The organism is Mesorhizobium sp. (assembly GCF_017306585.1).
Taxonomy (GTDB): Bacteria; Pseudomonadota; Alphaproteobacteria; order Rhizobiales; family Rhizobiaceae; genus Mesorhizobium.
Genome location: NZ_JAFKIC010000178.1, coordinates 1 through 16,794 on the forward strand (window position 1 = coordinate 1; position 16,794 = coordinate 16,794).

Consider the following 16,794-nt stretch of genomic DNA (forward strand, 5'->3'; position numbering starts at 1 on the left):
GAAAGACGAGGGCGATCAATCTCTAGCTCGACCCGTCAAACGGTCAGCATTTCACCGATCCGACCCTCGCCGCTGAGGGAGGGCGGCTACCCTCTCCCAGCGGACTCTTCTTCGCCCATTCGGCAGCGAAAGTCATAAGACAAGCAATTTCAGGAAAAGTTAGAGAGGCGTTCCCGGGAAAACGCATCACGTTTTCCCTTGGAAATTGCGTAAAAACAAAGAACTAGAGCGGTTCGGCGAACCTCTTCAACCGAACGCGAAATGCCTTCGAGCCGACCGAGCAAGCCGTCTTGCTGTACCATTTCGTGAAGTCGGGGTTCGGCGAGCTTGACCAAGGCCTGGTGACAATCTCCACGGCCAGCAGACCGACAAAGGGCGGTGCCTGCTTCATCTGATGATACTGTGCCGAGACATCAGAGTGCGTCGCTCGCCAAAGGCCGTAGGATGATCTCCAGAAATCGTCGATCCAGAATGAAAGTCCGCTTTTAAAAGGCGGATCGCCCCCAAGGGCAAGAAACTGACTCTAAACAATTGATAAACAATGGTTATGGTGGGCCCGGAGGGACTCGAACCCCCAACCAAGCGGTTATGAGCCGCCGGCTCTAACCATTGAGCTACAGGCCCCACGCCGGCTGGATTAATGTTTTTCCTTCGACGGCACAAGGCTTTCCCTGCGGGCTTTTCGAGATCGCCCAAATCAGCCCATATTCGCGCCCTAGTTGAGCGTTGCGACCTGATCGCAGACCAAGGAGATTTTCATGACCAGACACCTATTGCCCCTCGCGCTCGCCGCCGCAATCGCTTTCCCCGCAGTGGCTGGAGCCGCCGATTCGCCGGCGCCCGCACGCATCATCGTTTCGGGTGAAGGCGAAGCGACCACGCCTCCCGATCTGGCGCTGCTGTCGCTCAGCGTGATGCGCGAAGCCAAGACCGCGCGCGCCGCGCTCGATGCCAACAACGACGCCATGGCGGCGGTCATCGCGGCGATGAAGGCGGCCGGCATCAAGGATCGCGACCTGCAGACCGCGGGCATCCAGATCAACCCACGCTACAACTACACCAACAAGCCGGACGGCAGCCAGGAGGCCGAGCTCGTCGCCTACCAGGTGACCAACACGCTCGCGGTGCGCGTGCGCGACATCGACAAGACCGGCGAGATCCTCGACAAGGCTGTATCGCTCGGCGTCAACCAGGGCGGCGGCATCTCCTTCACCAACGACAATCCCGCCGCCACCATCACCGAAGCCCGCAAGAAGGCGGTTGCCGACGCCATGGCCAAGGCCAAGACGCTGGCCGAGGCCGCCGGGGTCAGCATCGGGCGGGTGCTGGAGATCTCGGACCAGAACGTCGCGCCGCCGCCGATGGCGATCAACGCCAAGGCCTTCGACGCCGCCGCCGGCGGGGCGGTGCCGACCCAGGCCGGGGAGAACGCCTACAATGTCCACGTCACCGTGACTTTTGAACTTAAGTAACTGGCGAGCTGAAGTCGCTGAAATGATTGATCATCCGTGGCCGGCTCTGCCTGGCCACGGATGATCCTCCGCCGATCCGGGATCAACCGGCGCACGAAATGAAAAACCCCGCGGGATCGCTCCCGCGGGGTTTTTTTCGAGCCACGCCCGTCCGGCCGGACAGGGGCTCCGCTAGCACGGGCTAACCCTCGCAGAGGGTTATGCCACAGGCTAACCCTCGCAGAGGGTTATGCCACGGGCTAACCCTCGCAGAGGGTCAGCCACAAACCTTAGCGATTGATGATCGGGCAGCCACGCTCGTTGGCGAACACGACGACCACGCGGTCGCCGTACTGGCGGCCCACGACCTTGATCACGCGGCGGTTGGCATCGACGATGCGCGCGCGGCGCAGCCCCATGCGCTCGGCCTTGTCGAGGGCGCGCTCGGGCGAGCAGCCACGGCGCCAGTCGTCGCGGCGGTCGTCACGGCGATAGTCGCGACGGTAACCGTCGTCACCGGCATAGACGCCGAAACGCGGATCCTGGTTGTTGCCGAAGCCGAGATAGAGGCTGTCGGCATGGGCGGGAATAGCCGCCAGCGTGCCGAGACCGACCAGGGCCGAAAGCGCAGCCGTCTTGATCGTGGTGTACATGGTTCTCTCTCCTTGTTGCGGGCTTGCGCCCGTCCTCGTGAAACCGATGATGGGACAATGCACTGGCCTGTCTGAACTATTTACGAACTGGCCGTTCATCTGCGGTTCATGTGGCGGGAAAAGGAAATCTCCGCCGGTTCTTCAAGCAATTCGGCCCAACGTCAGTCCCGGTTCCTGGTTCCGAAACGCTTTGCAGGCAAAGGGTTCAAGGCTCGTCGTCGAGCATATAGTCGAAATAATCCTCAGGCTCGGCCAGGTCGGTCTCGCTGGCCTTGACCCGGCCACGCATGGAGATGCCGGCCTCATGCACGGTCTCGGCGCTGCCCGACACCAGCCGATGCCACCAGTAGAGGTCGCGCCCCTCCGCCACCAACCGGTAGGCGCAGGTCGAGGGCAGCCAGCTGATGGTGCGCACATTCTGCGGCGTCAGGCCAACGCAATCGGGCACCCGCGCCAGCCGGTTGCTATAGTCGGCGCAACGGCAGGTCTCGGCATCGAACAGCCGGCAGCCGACGCTTGTCCAGTAGATTTCGCCCGTATCCTCGTCCTCGAGCTTCGACAGGCAGCACTTGCCGCAGCCGTCGCACAGCGATTCCCACTCGGCCGGGGTCATCGCTTCCAGCGTCTTTGTCTTCCAGAACCGCGTTTCCATCGCCCCGATGTGGCCCCGGCGGCGGTCGAGGTCAAGCGCGGTGACGCCTCGAATGAGGCGGCAACCCGGCGCAATGACACGAAGTTGCCTTCAAATGGCCGGCCAATCGCCCCGGACCGCTCCTAACGGTGGGCAGCCGGAACCAATTTCGTTACAAGCGGTTTCGGCAAGGATGGGACCCCACAAGGAGAATTTCGATGAAACGCCAACCACGGATTCTGGCAGGCACGGCACTTGGTCTGCTGATGGCATCCGCGCCGTTGGGCGCATCCCCGCTTCAGGGAAGTGCCGCGCTCGGCCCCATGCAACGCGGCGCGACCCCGCTGATCATCCTGGCGCAGGACACGCAAACCGACGAGGGCCAGCAGGGCGGCGAGGAACAGCCGCGCAAGAAGAAGCGCGAGCAGCAGCAGACCGAGCAGGCGCCCGCCGCCGAGCAGCCCGCTCCGGCGGCTGAGGAGCAGCAGCCCCGCAAGAAGAAGCACGAACAACAGCAGCAGGCCGAGCAGGCCCCGGCCGGCGAGGCAGCGCCCGCCGCCGAGGAGCAGCAACCGCGCAAGAAGAAGCGCGACCAGCAGCAGCAGGCCGAGCAAGCCCCGGCCGGCGAGGCAGCGCCCGCCACCGACGAGCAGCAACCGCGCAAGAAGAAGCGCGACCAGCAGCAGCAGACCGAGCAGGCTCCGGCCGGCGAGGCGGCGCCCGCTATCGACGAGCAGCAACCGCGCAAGAAGAAGCGCGACCAGCAGCAGCAGACCGAGCAGGCTCCGGCCGGCGAGGCAGCGCCCGCGACCGACGAGCAGCAACCGCGCAAGAAGAAGCGCGACCAGCAGCAGCAGACCGAGCAGGCCCCTGCCGGGCAGGCTCCCGCTGGCCAGGCCGAGCCCGCCAATGACAACCAGCCGGCCAAGCCCGAAAAGAAGCACAGGCAAGACCAGCAGAAACCGGCCGAACAGACACCGGAAGTCGCCCCGGCGCCGAAGGAGGCACCGGCCGGCGAAGCGACGCCCAAGGCCGAGCCTGCACCAGCCGGTGAACAGCCGGCAACCCAGGGCGAGCAGCCCCAGGACAAGACGAAGAAGCACGGCAAGAAGCCGGCAGGTGAACAGCCCGCCAATGGCGAACAGCCTGCCACGGGCGAGCAACCCGCCAATGGCGAGCAGCCGCAGACAGGCAAGCAGCCCGCGACAGGTGAGAAACCGGTCAATGGCGAGAAGCCTGCAACCGGTGAGAAGCCAGCCAATGGCGAACAACCGGCCAATGGCGAGAAGCCTGCAACCGGTGAGCAGCCGGCCAATGGCGCCAAGGCCACGCCGGCGCAGGGCGAAAATCCCGTGCAGGGCGAAGCGCCCGCCGACAAGAACGCCGCTCCCATCCTCGACAGCCAGAAGGATGCCGAACGGCGGGGAGACAAGGGACCCGGTGGGCGCAAGCCCGGCGACAAGGGCGGCCAGCAGAACGGCGAGCAGCAGAATGGTGGCCAGCGGAATGGCGGGCAGAACGCCCAGCAGGGCGGCGATCAGGGCGGCAAGCCGGTCGCGCCCGTCGACCAGGGTCCGCCGCCGGCCAGCGACAAGGCCGCCCAGCAGGAGATCAAGCCGGAGCAGATCGTTCCGGTGACACAGGAGAAAGGCAAGCGGCTCGACCGCGCGCCCGACGAGAACATCCGCGACCGCCGCCGCCCGAAGGGCGTCGACGTGCTCAAGGAGATCGGCGACCGCGTCATCATCCAGCTCGGCGGCCAGACGATCGTGCAGAGCAATGACGCGCCGCGCATGAACCGTGGCGCCAGGGATGTCTATTACGAGGACCTGCCGCAGGGCCGCACGCGCGAAACCGTGGAGCGCGACAACGGCGTCCAGATCGTCACCATCCGCAACCGCTATGGCGATGTCATCCAGCGCTCGCGCATCACGCCGGACGGCCGGGAATACGTGCTGAGCTATGTCGACGAGCGCAGCTACCAGGACGACGGCGACTGGCGTGATCCGGGCGACGACCTGCCGCCGATGCGGCTGACCATCCCGCGCCGGCAGTACATCCTCGATTCCGAGGATGTCGAAAGCCCCGACGACTACTACACCTTCCTCGAACAGCCGCCGGTGGAAAAGGTCCAGCGCCTCTACTCCATCGACGAAGTCAAGCGTTCGGCCCGCGTGCGCGACATCGCACGGCGCGTCGACCTCGACACGCTGAACTTCGAGTTCGGCTCGTCCACCATCTCCGACACCGAAGTGCAGAAGCTGGAAGGCGTGGCCGACGCGATGGAGAAGCTCTTGAAGAAGAACCCGGCCGAGACCTTCCTGATCGAGGGCCACACCGACGCCGTCGGCAAGCCGGAGGCGAACCTCGCTCTGTCCGACCGCCGCGCCGAAGCGGTCGCCGAAGCCCTGACCAACGCCTTCGGCATCCCGCCGGAAAACCTGACGACGCAGGGCTATGGCGAGGAGTATCTGAAGATCAACACGCAGGCGCCCAACCGCGAGAACCGGCGCGTCGCCATACGCCGCATCACATCCCTGGTGGCGCCGGTGGCCAGCAACAATTAGGTCATGATTTCAAAACCATGACCTGGTTTTCGGACTCGACTTGAGAAGTACCCATCCCCTGCCGATCGGGGATGGGCGAGATTTGGCATTGGCCTCCCGGGTTCAAGAAGATTTGTACCGGCATTGGAGCCGGCTCATTGAATCGCGAGGCCGCTCACACCAGATTCGGGACTGGGCGTTCCCTGCCCCGTCCCGACTCCAGCGGGACGCATTGAGCCCCGCCGGCCCTCTCCGGCGGGGTTTTTTGCTCCGCGATTTGCCTTGCAAACCACGGCTGGCTGGCCGAAATACGGCCTGACCGCCGACCAGACAACAACCGGAACCCCCTCCATGAAGCGTCTCGAACTCGCCATCGAATCGATCATTCTCGCCTCGCGCTGGCTGCTGGTTGTCTTCTATATCGGGCTGGGCCTTGCATTGGCCGTCTATGCGCTGTCCTTCGGCAAGAAACTCTATGAGTTCATGCTCACGGTGTTCACGCTGGGCGACACCGACACCATCCTGAAGATGCTCGGCCTCATCGATGCGGCCCTGGTCGCTTCGCTGGTGGTGATGGTCATCATCTCTGGCTACGAGAACTTCGTCAGCCGCTTCGACGACCAGGACGGCACCGGCGTGCACTGGCTGGGCACGATCGATGTCGGTTCCCTGAAGGTCAAGGTCGCCTCGACCATCGTCGCGATCTCTTCGATCCACCTCTTGCAGGTGTTCCTCAACTCGTCGTCCTACTCGACCGACCAGTTGATGTGGCTCACCATCATCCACCTTGCCTTCGTCGTCTCGGCGCTGATGCTGGCCTATATCGACAGGCTGATGGGCCTGAGCAAAGGCAACAAGGACGAGGCGTGAGGGGCGACGCCCGCAGCCAATTCCCAAATCGGGAAAGATGCCTCTTGTTCCCGAACTGGGAAAATCCTATAATAGGCGATGCAGGTCCTTTCAAAGAAAACGCTGCGAGACTTTTGGACCACGCATAATCAAGCCGAGGGGCCTCTCAGCGCCTGGTTTCTGGCGGTCAGCAAGGCGAACTGGGACGGGCCTGCCGATATCAAGGCAGCGTTCGGCACGAATGCGGACTTCGTCGGCGACAATCGCGTCATCTTCGACATCGGCGGCAATAAATTCCGCCTGATCGTCCATGTCTCTTATAAATTCCACCGTGTCCTGATCAAATTCGTCGGGACGCACAAGCAATACGACAAGATCGACCCGGAGTCCGTGTGATGGAAAACATCCGTCCAATCCGCACTGAGGATGACTACAACTGGGCGATCAAGGAGATCACCCGTTATTTCGAGCATGAGCCGGAAATCGGCTCACCCGATGGTGACCGCTTCGATGTCCTCGCTGCCCTCATCGAAACCTATGAGAACGAACATTATCCGATACCTGCACAGGACCCGGTGCAGACGATCAACTCCCATATGGAACTGTTCAACCTCTCACGCCGGGATCTTTCCGAATTGCTCGGTTCGTCGTCACGCGCCTCGGAAATCCTGAACCGCAAACGCTCACTTACCCTGGATATGATTCACGCCTTGAGCACCAAATGGCGTATCCCGGCCGAAACGCTGATCCAGCCCTATCACCTCGCAAACAAGGGTAAGAGAGAGAGAGCCTGAGGACGCCGTTGGCCCACCCGGGGCTAGTAGATGCTCTTGATCTTGCTCTCCGTCCGCGCGAACACCTCGTCCGGCACGAAAAAGTCGCCGGCCAGCGGCCCTGTCGCGCCCGGCGCATAGGCCGAGAAATCCGTGACACCCTCGGCGCGCAGCACCTCCTCGTCGATGTAGAAATTTCCAGACGTCTCGCGTGACGGCCTCAGGAAGATGGCGTGCGCGGCGTCGGCCATGATGTCGGGCGAACGGCTCATCGCAGCGACCGTCGCGCCGCCCAGCAGGTTGCGCACCGCCGCCGTGTCGATGGTCGAGATCGGCCACAGCGAATTGACCGCGATGCCGTCCCTGGCGAACTCCGCGCTCATGCCCAGCGTGCACATCGACATGCCGAACTTGGCCATGGTGTAGGCGACATGGTTCTTGAACCATTTGGCCTTCATGTCGAGCGGCGGCGCCAGATTCAGAATGTGAGGATTCTTAGCCAACTTCAGGTGCGGAATGCACATTTTGGACACCAGGAAGGTGCCGCGCGTGTTGATCTGATGCATCAGGTCGTAGCGCTTCATGTCGGTTTCCAGCGTACCGGTGAGCTGGATCGCGCTGGCATTGTTGACGCAGATGTCGATGCCGCCGAATTTTTCCACGGTCCTGGCAACGGCGTCGGCCACCTGTGCTTCCTCGCGGATGTCGCACAGCACCGGCAACGCCTTGCCGCCGGCCTGCTCGATCTCTTCAGCGGCGGTGTAGATCGTCCCTGGCAGCTTCGGATGCGGCTCGGCGGTCTTGGCCGCGATCGTCACATTGGCCCCGTCGCGCGCCGCGCGCAGCGCGATCGCCAGCCCGATGCCGCGCGACCCGCCGGAGATGAACAGCGTCTTTCCCTTGAGCGACATTTTTCCTCCGCGTCCCTGCAAACCGTTTCGTCGGCGCGATCCTTGCCCGCGCCGACGCCGGATACAAGGGTCTGCAGCGGGAAGCCATGGTGACGCTGCGGAGGCTGAACCGGTTGGGATTGCAAAACCCTTGGATCGTCAGCATGATTTGTATATATTCTATACAAACAGGTTGAATATAGAATGGCACTCTCCATCAAGAACACGGAAGTGGAACAACTGGCGCGGGAGCTCGCCCGCCGCCGACGCATCTCGGTCACGGAGGCGATCCGCCAAAGCCTTGAGCGAGAAGTTGCGCGCGACCGGCTGGTGCCGCGCGATGAGGCAAGCGACCTGTTTAAGCAATTGATGGCAATTTCCGACCAGGCCGGAAAAATCCCAAAGCGAGAAGGCGCGATGACCGAGGATGAAATCCTTGGTTATGATGAATTGGGAATCCCAACCAAATGATCATCGATTCCTCGGCTCTCGTCGCTATTCTACGCGCAGAACCAGGCCACGAACGTTTCGCGCTCGCTATCGCGCAGGCGAGAAGACGACTAATAGCGGCGCCGACCTTTCTTGAAACCACGATGGTGCTTGCGGGCGGCTGGCAGGATGAAATCCTGGACCGTCTCGACGACTTCCTGCGCACCGCCTCGATCGAAACAATCCCCTTCACTGCCGACCACGCCGCCGTCGCCCGTCATGCCTTCCTGCGTTACGGCAAAGGCCGGCATCCGGCGGCGCTGAACTTCGGTGACTGCATCGCCTACGCGACGGCACGGCTCGAAGCCATGCCGCTGCTCTTCAAGGGTGATGATTTTCGATTGACCGACATCGAAGCGGCGGTGTGATCGATATCAGACCAGCACCAGCCCCTGTCGCATGGCGATCGCAATGGCATCGGTGCGGTTGGCCGCGCCAAGCTTGATCAGGATCGCGGCGACATGGAACTTCGCCGTGTGCACGGAGATGTTCAGCCGCCGCGCGATCACCTTGTTGGGCGCGCCTTCGGCCAGCAGCGCCAGCACTTCGGCCTCGCGCGGTGACAGCGCCGGATGGGCGACGTGCTCGTCGGCCTCCTCCTCCAGCGGCTCGCTTTCGCCGGCGTGGAAATCCTGTGCGCCGGCCCGGCCGCCATCGCTGGACACCCGATAGCCGGATGCCGCCAGCCGTACCGCCGATGCGATGAGCAGATCGTCGACGCCGGCGGGCATGACGGCGAACACCTCACCTGCTGGCCCCCCGCCGCCGGCGCGCGCCGACAACATCACCCGGGGCGTCGAGGCCGGCACGGCATCGCCGCTCCTGTCGTCGACGACGGCCACGTCGGCGCGACCCGCCACGACCGGCAGCAGATCCTCGCTGACGGCAAACGAGGCGGCCAGGTGCTCGGCGCGCGCCGCGTCGCCAAGCGCGATCAGCACCACCAGTCGCCTGGTGGCGCCGTCGCTCATGATGCGATCACCGGCCAATATGTCCATCGTTCCTCTCAGGAGAGCGGCTTTTCGCCGACAGTGAGCTGCACATCGCGCCGCTCGCCGCCGCGCACCACGCCGAGCGTCACCGAAGCGCCCGCGCTGTCAGGCCCAAGCCTGCGGATCAGCTCGCGCGGACCATGCACGGCCTCGCCGTTCCAGGCCACGATGATGTCGCCGAGCGACAGGCCGGCGGCCTTGGCCGGGCCATCGTCGTCAAGGCTCATCACCATCGCGCCCTTGGCGTCGCGATCGCGAACCGGATGCAGGCCGGCTCCGAGATAGCCGCGCGCGACATGGCCTTTTTCGCGCAACGTGGCCACAGCCCGCTCGATCGTCTCGTAGGGCATGACCAGCGCGCGGCCCCGTGGCCCGAACAAAAGCATGCCGATCAGCGCGCCCCTGGCGTCCAGCACAGGCCCGCCCTCGAAGCGGCCTCCGGCGCCGACGGCCAGGTTGATGCGCCGGTCGATCGTTCCGCCGCGCATCGAGCGCCAGGCCGGACCGACCTCGCCGACCGAGCCCGACACGGCCAGCGCCGAGCCCTGGCTGCTGCCGACGGCAATGGCGATGTTGCCGGGCCGGACGGCATCCGCCTTGGCCAGCGGCGCGGCGGTGACGGCATTGGCCGGTTTCAGCAAGGCCACACCCGTCGAAGGATCGCGGCCGATCAGCTCGGCTTTCACCGTCTCGCCGGAAGCCAGCGTCAATTCGATCTCCTCGCCGGCCTCGACCGCCTCCTCGGCGGTGACGAAGTAACCATCGCTCCAGTGGAAGGCGCTCGCCGTGCGGTGATGATGGGTGGAAAAGCTCGCGGTCGCCGGCGCCGCCTTGGCGGCGAGGTCGGCTATCGCCTCGGAATAAGCACTCAGATTGAAATCGCTCATGTCTGTCTCCTGGGGTTCGTCATGTCCCAGATATCGCCCGACGGCGCCCCTGGAGGTACTCGCCTGACGGCTAGTAGCCGGTGTGACTGGCCATCTGGTCAGGTCGCGGCGGTTCTGGCCGCTCCGCACATATAGTGCGTGTCGCCCAAAAGTGCTCAGCGGTTTTGGGACAACGACACGCACAGGAAAAAAGTCACGAAAAGACTGAAAACACGGAGCCCGATTATGGCCCTTGCCGCCCAGAAATTCGAAACCGACGACACGCTGCTCGATGCCTATTCGACGACGGTCGCCGATGCTGTCGACCGCATCGGACCGGCGGTCTGCCGCATCGAGCGCATTGGCGGCCAGGGCGGCCACGGCTCGGGCTTCGTCATCGCGCCGGATGGGCTGGTTGTCACCAATTTCCATGTCGTTGGTGACGCAAGGACCGTGCGCGTCTCAATGCCGGACGGTGCCTCCAGCGAGGGCCGCGTGCTCGGCCGCGACCCGGACACCGACATCGCCCTGGTGCGCGCCGACGGCAGCTTCGCCGATGTCGCGCCGCTCGGCGATTCCAAGCGGCTCAGGCGCGGCCAGATCGCGATCGCCATCGGCAATCCGCTCGGCTTCGAATGGACCGTAACGTCAGGCGTCGTCTCGGCGCTGGGCCGCTCGATGCGTGCGTCCACCGGCCGGCTGATCGACGACGTCATCCAGACGGATGCCGCGCTCAACCCCGGCAATTCGGGCGGGCCGCTGGTGTCGTCGGCGGGCGAGGTCATCGGCGTCAACACCGCCATGATCCATGGCGCGCAAGGCATCGCCTTCGCGGTCGCCTCCAACACCGCCCGCTTCGTCATTTCCGAGATCATCCGCTTCGGCCGCGTGCGCCGTGCCTTCATCGGCGTCTCGGCCGACACGACCAATCTGCCGCGCCGGGCAGCGCTGCTGTCGCAAGTGTCGACCAGCACGGCGGTGCGCCTGCGCAGTGTCGAGAAGGATGGCCCGGCCGCCAAGGCCGGCCTCAAGGAGGGCGACATCATCGCCGCGATAGACGGCCGCCCGGTGACCGGCGTCGACGACCTCGTGCGCATCCTCGACGCCGAGCACATCGGCCGCGAGACATTGTGCACGGTGGTGCGCCGCACCGGCGTCAGCCAGATGACGGTGACGCCGGTGGCAAGGGCGGGTTGAGGCTTCAGACCCCGGCGGCGCCCTCGGCGTACTGCGCCAGGAACTCCTCGCTGGGCGGGATCGGCTTGATCACGTCGATCAGCACGCCGTTGGGATCCCGGGTGATGAAGTGGCGCTGGCCAAAAGGCTCGTCGCGCAGCGTGCGCAGGATGGGCAGCCCGGCGGCGGTGATCCGTTCATAGACCGCGTCGGGGTCGACGACCTCGAAATTGATCAGCAATCCGGAGGTGCGCCCCCGCCCCTCCGGCGGGATCGTCTCGTGATCGCCCTGGACGATGCCGAGATTGACGCTCTCGTTGTCCACCGATTGCAGATGCACGTACCAGTCGCTCTCGAACAGCGGCTGGAAGCCGAAATGCGTGACATAGAAGGCCGCCGTGCCGGCGACATCGCCGGTCATCAGCACGGGGTAATAGCTCGTCGTCTTCATCTTTTCTTCTCCTGTGAGATAACATACAGTCTGTATGTAGGCTCAATTAACATACAGGCTGCATGTATGCAACAGGAATCTGAACGCCGTTCCAACCGCGACCGAACCGAGGCGACGCGCGCCGATCTGATCGCGGCGGCGCGCAAGCTGTTCACCGAGAAATCCTATGCCGAGACAGGCACGCCCGAGATCGTCGCCGCCGCCGGCGTGACGCGCGGCGCGCTCTACCACCATTTCGCCGACAAGCAGGCGCTCTTCGCCGCCGTGGTCGAACAGGAAGCGCAGGCGGTGGCCGAGGAGATCGATCGCGCCTCCCCGCCTTCCTTCGAGGCCCGCGATGCGCTGATCGCCGGCTCCGGCGCCTATCTCACCGCCATGCGCGCCCCCGGCCGCACGCGGCTCCTGCTCCTCGATGGCCCCGCCGTGCTCGGCCGCGCCGCCATGGACGCCATCGAAAACCGCCACGGCAATCGTTCCTTGCGCGAGGGTCTCGTCGCGGCCATGCGGGCCAACATGATGACGAGATTGCCCGCCGACGCGCTGACCGCGCTGTTGGCCTCCGCTTTCGACCGCGCCGCGCTGGCGATAGAGGCCGGCGCCTCCGCCGAGGATTATCGCGCCGTGCTCATAGCGCTGATCGATGGCCTGTCGCCTGTTCCTCCTCATGCCCGTCAGGCACCTCCCCCGGCTCGAACTCGTTGAAGCAGCCGAGCTGGCGCTTGAACTGGTCGATCAGCCAGGCCGCCGCCGGCTTGGGGCTGCGGTCGTTGCGGTGCATGGCAAACAGCGGCGAGCTCACCTCCCTGTAGGGTTCGAGGTCGAGTTCCACCAGCCGGCCGGAGGCCAGGTCATCGGCGATCAGCCAGCGCGGCAGCCCGCCCCAGCCCAGCCCCTCGCGCATCAATATGTGCTTGGTGCGCATGTCGGTCAGCCGCCAGGTGCGGTAGGCGAAAACGCCGTAGTCGCGCCCCTTGGTGCGTTCGGACTGGTCGGTGACGACAAGCTGCGTGTGCTCGCGCACATCCTCGATCGCCACCGGTTTCGGCAGCAGCGCCAGCGGGTGGCTGGGGGCTGCCGCCGGCACCATCGACATGAAGCCGATGCGCACCAGATGCACGTCGACATCGCCCAGCAGGCCGCCAATGCCGAGATCGGCCTGGCCGCTGACGACAAGGTCGGGGATCAGCCCAAGCGTGCCGATGTGAAGCCGCAGCATGACAGTCGGAAACTGCTTCTCGAATGCCTTCAACACCCGCACCAGAACAGGCGAAGGCAACGCCACGTCGACCGACAGCGCCACTTCGGCCTCCAGCCCGTGATGGTGACCGTCGACGCGTGAGCGCATGCGCTGCAGCACGCTGACCATGCGCCGCGCATCCTCGAGCACCGCGCGGCCGATCTCGGTCAGCTGCGGCTCGCGCGTGCCCTCGCGCTCGAAAAGCTTCAGCCCGAGCTGCGCCTCGAGATTGGCGATGCCGTAGCTGATGACGGACTGCGCCCGGTTGAGCTTGCGCCCGGCGGCGGAGAAGCTGCCGGTATCGGCGACGGCGACGAGGATCTGAAGCTGATCGAGGGTCGGGTTGGGTTGCATCATCATATCCAAACTATGGATGGATCGTATAGAAAATATACCAGTTTTTTCGATTGATCGATAGGCCCATATGCAGCGGGACAATTCATTCCACTGGAGAGTTCAGCTATGTCCATTCTTCTTGTTACGTCGAGCCCGCGTGGCGCTGCCTCGCACTCGACCCGCATCGCCACCGAATTCGCGCAAAAGCTTGTCGCGGCCGACCCGTCGAACACGCTCGTCGTGCGCGACCTCGTCGCCAACCCGCTGCCGCATATCGACGCCGACTATGCCAGCGGCATCTACACGCCTGCCGAAGCGCGCACCCCGCGCCAGGCCGAAGTCGTCGGCGTTTCCGATGTCGTGCTCGACGAACTGTTCGCCGCCGACACGGTGATCCTGGCCACCGGCTTCATCAACTTCAACATCTCCTCGACGCTGAAGTCCTGGGTCGACCATGTCGCCCGCTCCGGCCGCAGCTTCGCCTATGGCGAGAACGGCCCCAAGGGCCTCGTGACCGGCAAGAAGGTCTACATCGTGCTGGCCTCCGGCGGCATCTATTCCGAGGGCGCGGCCGTGCAGATGGATCATGCCATCCCCTATCTGCGCTCGGTGCTCGGCTTCATCGGCATGACCGATGTCGACGTCATCCGCATCGAAGGCGTCGGCATGGGCCCCGACGCGGTAGCCGCGGCGCTCGCCAAGGCCACCGCCAAGGTCGACGCCGTGGTCGCGGAAACGCGCGAAGTGGCCGCTGCGGCGTAAGCCGCACCCGCTTGGACTGAACTGAAAAGGCAGGCCTCCGGCCTGCCTTTTCTTTTCTAGCCCATGACGTGGCGCAGTAATCCCGCCGAGGCGATTCCGATCACCACCGTCGGCAGCATCGACAGCCGCGTGGCGGCAAGGATCGTGACCGCAAGCGCCGCGAGGTCGGCAGGATTTCTGGAAACGAAGCTCGGCGCGATAACGGAGATCAGCACACAGCCCGGAGCGGCTTCCATTACAGCCGTGGCGCGTGTCCCGAGCGCGCGGTTGCGCAGAACGATGTATCCGCCGATGCGCGTCAGGTAGGTGACACAGGCCATCAGCACGATCGCGAGAAGTGTTGCCATGTCGATCATGCGTCACCCGCCATCAGCCATGCAGAGGCCAGTCCGCTGACGGCGCCGGCGGCGACATACCAGGCGCCGGGAACCAGCAGATACACCAGAGCCGCGACGACAAGGCTGACCAGCCATGGCCGCGCGGCCGCCACGCCCTTCCACATGCCCGCCATCAGCACCAGGAAAACGGCTGGAAACGCCATGTCGAAACCATAAGGCTCGACATTGCCAAGCAACGGGCCAAGCAACGCTCCAGCCGTCGTGAAGGCAACCCAGGCTCCATACATGGCAAGCGCCGCGCCCATATAGTAGGCCAGGCTGAAGGCGGGCGTCACATTCGCGCCGGCGCGCCGCCTCGCGTCGGCCAGCCCGAGCGCCCAGCTCTCGTCGCACATGAAGAACAGCGCCGCGAACGCCTTGCGCCGTGGCAGGTGGCGCAGGAATGGCGCGAGCGCCGCCCCCATCAGGAGATGCCGGCTGTTGACCAGAAAGGTGATGGCCACGATCAGCACGATATGCGGCGGCGACGTCCACAATTGGATCGCCGCGAATTCCGAACCGCCGGCGAAGTTCAATCCGGTCATCATCGGCAGTTCGAGCGCGCTCAGCCCCTTTTGCCGCGCCTGCGCGCCCAACACCAGGGCATAGGGCACCGTGCCAAGAAGCACCGGTAGGCAGGACATGACGCCGCGACGGAACTCCGAACCCGATCGGCCGTCGACGGCCTCGGAAGCTGCTGCCTGGGAAATGCTCATGACTGCCGGTCTCGCGGCTCCGTTTCGGTGGGGTCCCGACGCAACCATATAAACTTGCCTCCGCAATTTGGTTGCGAAGACTGTTGTCATTCCTGCCATATTGGCATTCAATGCCAAGAAATCTCATGAGGTTGAAATACATCGCCATGAAGCTCGACGACATCGACAAGCGCATCCTGCGCGCCCTGCAGCGCGACGGCCGCATGGCCAACAACGAGCTGGCGGCCGAAGTCGGGCTCTCGCCGTCGCCATGCCTGCGGCGTGTGAAACTGCTGGAGGAAGCCGGCGTCATCGACCGCTACGTCGCCGTGGTCAATCCGGCCAGCATCGGCAAGGGTCTGACCTTCTTCACCCGCATCTGGCTGAAGGCGCAGGACGAGGACACGATCGAGCATTTCGCCGCCGAGGTGGCGAAGCTGCCGCAAGTGATGGAATGCTACCTGATGCTGGGCGACTGCGACGCCATGGTGCGTGTGGTGGCCGCAGGCATCGACGACTACCGCCGTTTCCAGTCGGAGCATCTGAGCCGCATCCGGGGCGTGCAGAACGTCAAGACAGATGTGCCGAGCCAGACGATCAAGTATACGTCGGAACTGCCGGTCTGATACCTGCGGCCAAGGAACCGCCGGGTCAGGTCGCCGCGAAATTTCCGCCCTGCCAATGCTGGTTGGGAACGGAAACCTCGCGCATGAAATCCACGAAGGCACGCACCGTCTGCGACAGCTCGCGCTTGCTTGGAAAGAGCAGATTGACCTCGATCGGCGCGATTTCCCAATACGTCAGCACCGGAACAAGGCGGCCCTCGGCGAAATCGTCGACGCACAGATAGTCGGAAAGCACGCCCAGCCCCGCGCCGTTGCGAACCAGCTGGTGGATGGTCAGCGCGTCGTTGACGCTGACCCGGTTGCGCACATCGACCGTGGCCATCTCGCCGCCCCGGTGGAAATGCCAGGTCCGCATCCGGCCATCGCCGCGAGGCATTTCGATACACTCATGCGCGGACAGGTCGCCCGGCGTCAGCGGCCTGCCATGCCGGCCGAGATAATCCGGCGCGGCGGCGAGGCAGCGGCGCACGCCGCCAAGGCGCGTCGCCACCAGCGCCGAATCCGGCAACGGCCCCATGCGAATGGCGACGTCGACCCGGTCGGCGACAAGATCGAGGTCACGGCTGGTCAGGTCGAGCGAAACATCGACATGCGGAAAACGGGCGAGGAATTCGGGCAAATGCCGTGACAGGACATTGATGCCGAAACCGATGCCGGCGCTGACCCGCAACAGACCGCGCGGTTCGCCGGCAAGGCTCTCGACATAGGTCACCGTCTCATCGATCCGCGACATCAGCTCGACGCAGCGTATCCGCAGCGCCTCCCCGGCGACGGTCAGGATCACCGCGCGTGTGGTGCGCTGGAACAGGCGCGCGCCCAGCTGTTGCTCCAGCCGGGCAATGTTGCGGCTGACAGTCGATTTCGGCAGGCCGAGCGCGCGGCCGGCGGCCGAGAAGCTGCTGGTCGCCGCCACCCTTTCGAAGACCCGCAAATCGTTGAGATCGATCATGCCGGCGACTGTTCCATCCGTGGGACAGTGAGTCCAGCCGGTCGA

At 64.5% G+C, this 16,794-nt stretch carries 21 protein-coding genes and 1 tRNA gene; 11 read left to right on the plus strand and 11 right to left on the minus strand.

Annotated features, from left to right (window positions below):
- Positions 1 to 548 precede the first annotated feature (548 nt).
- Positions 549 to 624 (minus strand) — tRNA-Ile (locus J0I79_RS21225).
- Positions 625 to 758: 134 nt separating this feature from the next.
- On the opposite strand from J0I79_RS21225, the gene J0I79_RS21230 reads away from it, so the two are divergent.
- Positions 759 to 1,472: an SIMPL domain-containing protein gene (locus tag J0I79_RS21230; protein ID WP_292863444.1), complete on the plus strand. Its 714-nt coding sequence runs from the start codon at positions 759 to 761 to the stop codon at positions 1,470 to 1,472.
- A gap of 269 nt (positions 1,473 to 1,741) precedes the next feature.
- Here the strand turns inward: J0I79_RS21230 and J0I79_RS21235 are convergent, their stop codons facing one another.
- Positions 1,742 to 2,104, minus strand: a complete 363-nt coding sequence (locus J0I79_RS21235) for a hypothetical protein (RefSeq protein ID WP_292863447.1) — start codon at positions 2,102 to 2,104, stop codon at positions 1,742 to 1,744.
- Positions 2,105 to 2,309: 205 nt separating this feature from the next.
- A complete protein-coding gene (locus tag J0I79_RS21240; protein ID WP_292863450.1) occupies positions 2,310 to 2,756 on the minus strand; it encodes a YcgN family cysteine cluster protein in 447 nt (148 codons plus the stop codon).
- Positions 2,757 to 2,953: 197 nt separating this feature from the next.
- On the opposite strand from J0I79_RS21240, the gene J0I79_RS21245 reads away from it, so the two are divergent.
- From J0I79_RS21245 to J0I79_RS21260, 4 genes are all read left to right on the plus strand, one after another.
- The gene (locus tag J0I79_RS21245) at positions 2,954 to 5,302 is read left to right on the plus strand and encodes an OmpA family protein (protein WP_292863453.1); all 2,349 of its coding nucleotides are present in this window, start codon (positions 2,954 to 2,956) and stop codon (positions 5,300 to 5,302) included.
- 330 nt (positions 5,303 to 5,632) lie between these two features.
- Positions 5,633 to 6,151: a TIGR00645 family protein gene (locus J0I79_RS21250; protein WP_292863456.1), complete on the plus strand. Its 519-nt coding sequence runs from the start codon at positions 5,633 to 5,635 to the stop codon at positions 6,149 to 6,151.
- A gap of 78 nt (positions 6,152 to 6,229) precedes the next feature.
- The gene (locus J0I79_RS21255) at positions 6,230 to 6,526 is read left to right on the plus strand and encodes a type II toxin-antitoxin system HigB family toxin (protein WP_292863459.1); all 297 of its coding nucleotides are present in this window, start codon (positions 6,230 to 6,232) and stop codon (positions 6,524 to 6,526) included.
- Entirely contained in the window at positions 6,526 to 6,924 is a 399-nt protein-coding gene (locus tag J0I79_RS21260; protein ID WP_292863462.1) for an XRE family transcriptional regulator, read from the plus strand. Before J0I79_RS21255 ends, J0I79_RS21260 begins: the two co-directional genes overlap by 1 nt.
- A gap of 23 nt (positions 6,925 to 6,947) precedes the next feature.
- Here the strand turns inward: J0I79_RS21260 and J0I79_RS21265 are convergent, their stop codons facing one another.
- Positions 6,948 to 7,814, minus strand: coding sequence for an NAD(P)-dependent oxidoreductase (locus J0I79_RS21265; RefSeq protein ID WP_292863465.1), 867 nt, complete (start codon positions 7,812 to 7,814; stop codon positions 6,948 to 6,950).
- Between the two features lie 183 nt (positions 7,815 to 7,997).
- Between J0I79_RS21265 and J0I79_RS21270 the strand changes: the two genes are divergently transcribed.
- Complete coding sequence (locus J0I79_RS21270) at positions 7,998 to 8,264, plus strand: type II toxin-antitoxin system VapB family antitoxin (RefSeq protein ID WP_292863468.1); 267 nt, start codon at positions 7,998 to 8,000, stop codon at positions 8,262 to 8,264.
- On the plus strand, positions 8,261 to 8,650 hold the full coding sequence (locus J0I79_RS21275; RefSeq protein ID WP_292863471.1) for a type II toxin-antitoxin system VapC family toxin: 390 nt from the start codon (positions 8,261 to 8,263) through the stop codon (positions 8,648 to 8,650). Before J0I79_RS21270 ends, J0I79_RS21275 begins: the two co-directional genes overlap by 4 nt.
- Positions 8,651 to 8,656: 6 nt before the next feature.
- Here the strand turns inward: J0I79_RS21275 and J0I79_RS21280 are convergent, their stop codons facing one another.
- Together J0I79_RS21280 and J0I79_RS21285 are read right to left on the minus strand one after the other, a co-directional pair.
- Positions 8,657 to 9,280, minus strand: a complete 624-nt coding sequence (locus tag J0I79_RS21280) for a response regulator transcription factor (RefSeq protein WP_292863474.1) — start codon at positions 9,278 to 9,280, stop codon at positions 8,657 to 8,659.
- Between the two features lie 8 nt (positions 9,281 to 9,288).
- Positions 9,289 to 10,161 (minus strand): S1C family serine protease, encoded by an 873-nt coding sequence (locus J0I79_RS21285; RefSeq protein ID WP_292863477.1) that lies wholly within the window; start codon positions 10,159 to 10,161, stop codon positions 9,289 to 9,291.
- Positions 10,162 to 10,386: 225 nt separating this feature from the next.
- Here J0I79_RS21285 and J0I79_RS21290 point away from each other — a divergent pair, with 225 nt between their 5' ends.
- On the plus strand, positions 10,387 to 11,337 hold the full coding sequence (locus J0I79_RS21290) for a trypsin-like peptidase domain-containing protein (protein WP_292863480.1): 951 nt from the start codon (positions 10,387 to 10,389) through the stop codon (positions 11,335 to 11,337).
- A gap of 4 nt (positions 11,338 to 11,341) precedes the next feature.
- On the opposite strand, the gene J0I79_RS21295 is transcribed toward J0I79_RS21290, so the two are convergent.
- Positions 11,342 to 11,767: a VOC family protein gene (locus J0I79_RS21295; RefSeq protein WP_292863483.1), complete on the minus strand. Its 426-nt coding sequence runs from the start codon at positions 11,765 to 11,767 to the stop codon at positions 11,342 to 11,344.
- A gap of 66 nt (positions 11,768 to 11,833) precedes the next feature.
- Here J0I79_RS21295 and J0I79_RS21300 point away from each other — a divergent pair, with 66 nt between their 5' ends.
- A complete protein-coding gene (locus tag J0I79_RS21300) occupies positions 11,834 to 12,469 on the plus strand; it encodes a TetR/AcrR family transcriptional regulator (RefSeq protein WP_292863486.1) in 636 nt (211 codons plus the stop codon).
- Here the strand turns inward: J0I79_RS21300 and J0I79_RS21305 are convergent.
- Positions 12,393 to 13,358, minus strand: coding sequence for a LysR family transcriptional regulator (locus J0I79_RS21305; protein ID WP_292863489.1), 966 nt, complete (start codon positions 13,356 to 13,358; stop codon positions 12,393 to 12,395). The two genes, J0I79_RS21300 and J0I79_RS21305, sit on opposite strands and share 77 nt — an antisense overlap.
- A 108-nt stretch (positions 13,359 to 13,466) precedes the next feature.
- Between J0I79_RS21305 and J0I79_RS21310 the strand changes: the two genes are divergently transcribed.
- Positions 13,467 to 14,102: an FMN-dependent NADH-azoreductase gene (locus tag J0I79_RS21310; protein ID WP_292863492.1), complete on the plus strand. Its 636-nt coding sequence runs from the start codon at positions 13,467 to 13,469 to the stop codon at positions 14,100 to 14,102.
- Positions 14,103 to 14,158: 56 nt separating this feature from the next.
- Here J0I79_RS21310 and J0I79_RS21315 read toward each other — a convergent pair whose 3' ends face one another.
- Together J0I79_RS21315 and J0I79_RS21320 are read right to left on the minus strand one after the other, a co-directional pair.
- Positions 14,159 to 14,458, minus strand: coding sequence for an AzlD family protein (locus J0I79_RS21315; RefSeq protein WP_292863495.1), 300 nt, complete (start codon positions 14,456 to 14,458; stop codon positions 14,159 to 14,161).
- Positions 14,455 to 15,195, minus strand: coding sequence for an AzlC family ABC transporter permease (locus tag J0I79_RS21320; RefSeq protein WP_292863498.1), 741 nt, complete (start codon positions 15,193 to 15,195; stop codon positions 14,455 to 14,457). The genes J0I79_RS21315 and J0I79_RS21320 overlap by 4 nt, the downstream gene beginning before the upstream one ends.
- Positions 15,196 to 15,341: 146 nt before the next feature.
- Here J0I79_RS21320 and J0I79_RS21325 point away from each other — a divergent pair, with 146 nt between their 5' ends.
- Complete coding sequence (locus J0I79_RS21325) at positions 15,342 to 15,800, plus strand: Lrp/AsnC family transcriptional regulator (RefSeq protein WP_292863549.1); 459 nt, start codon at positions 15,342 to 15,344, stop codon at positions 15,798 to 15,800.
- A 25-nt stretch (positions 15,801 to 15,825) separates the two neighbouring features.
- Here the strand turns inward: J0I79_RS21325 and J0I79_RS21330 are convergent, their stop codons facing one another.
- On the minus strand, positions 15,826 to 16,749 hold the full coding sequence (locus tag J0I79_RS21330) for a LysR family transcriptional regulator (RefSeq protein ID WP_292863501.1): 924 nt from the start codon (positions 16,747 to 16,749) through the stop codon (positions 15,826 to 15,828).
- Positions 16,750 to 16,794 lie beyond the last annotated feature (45 nt).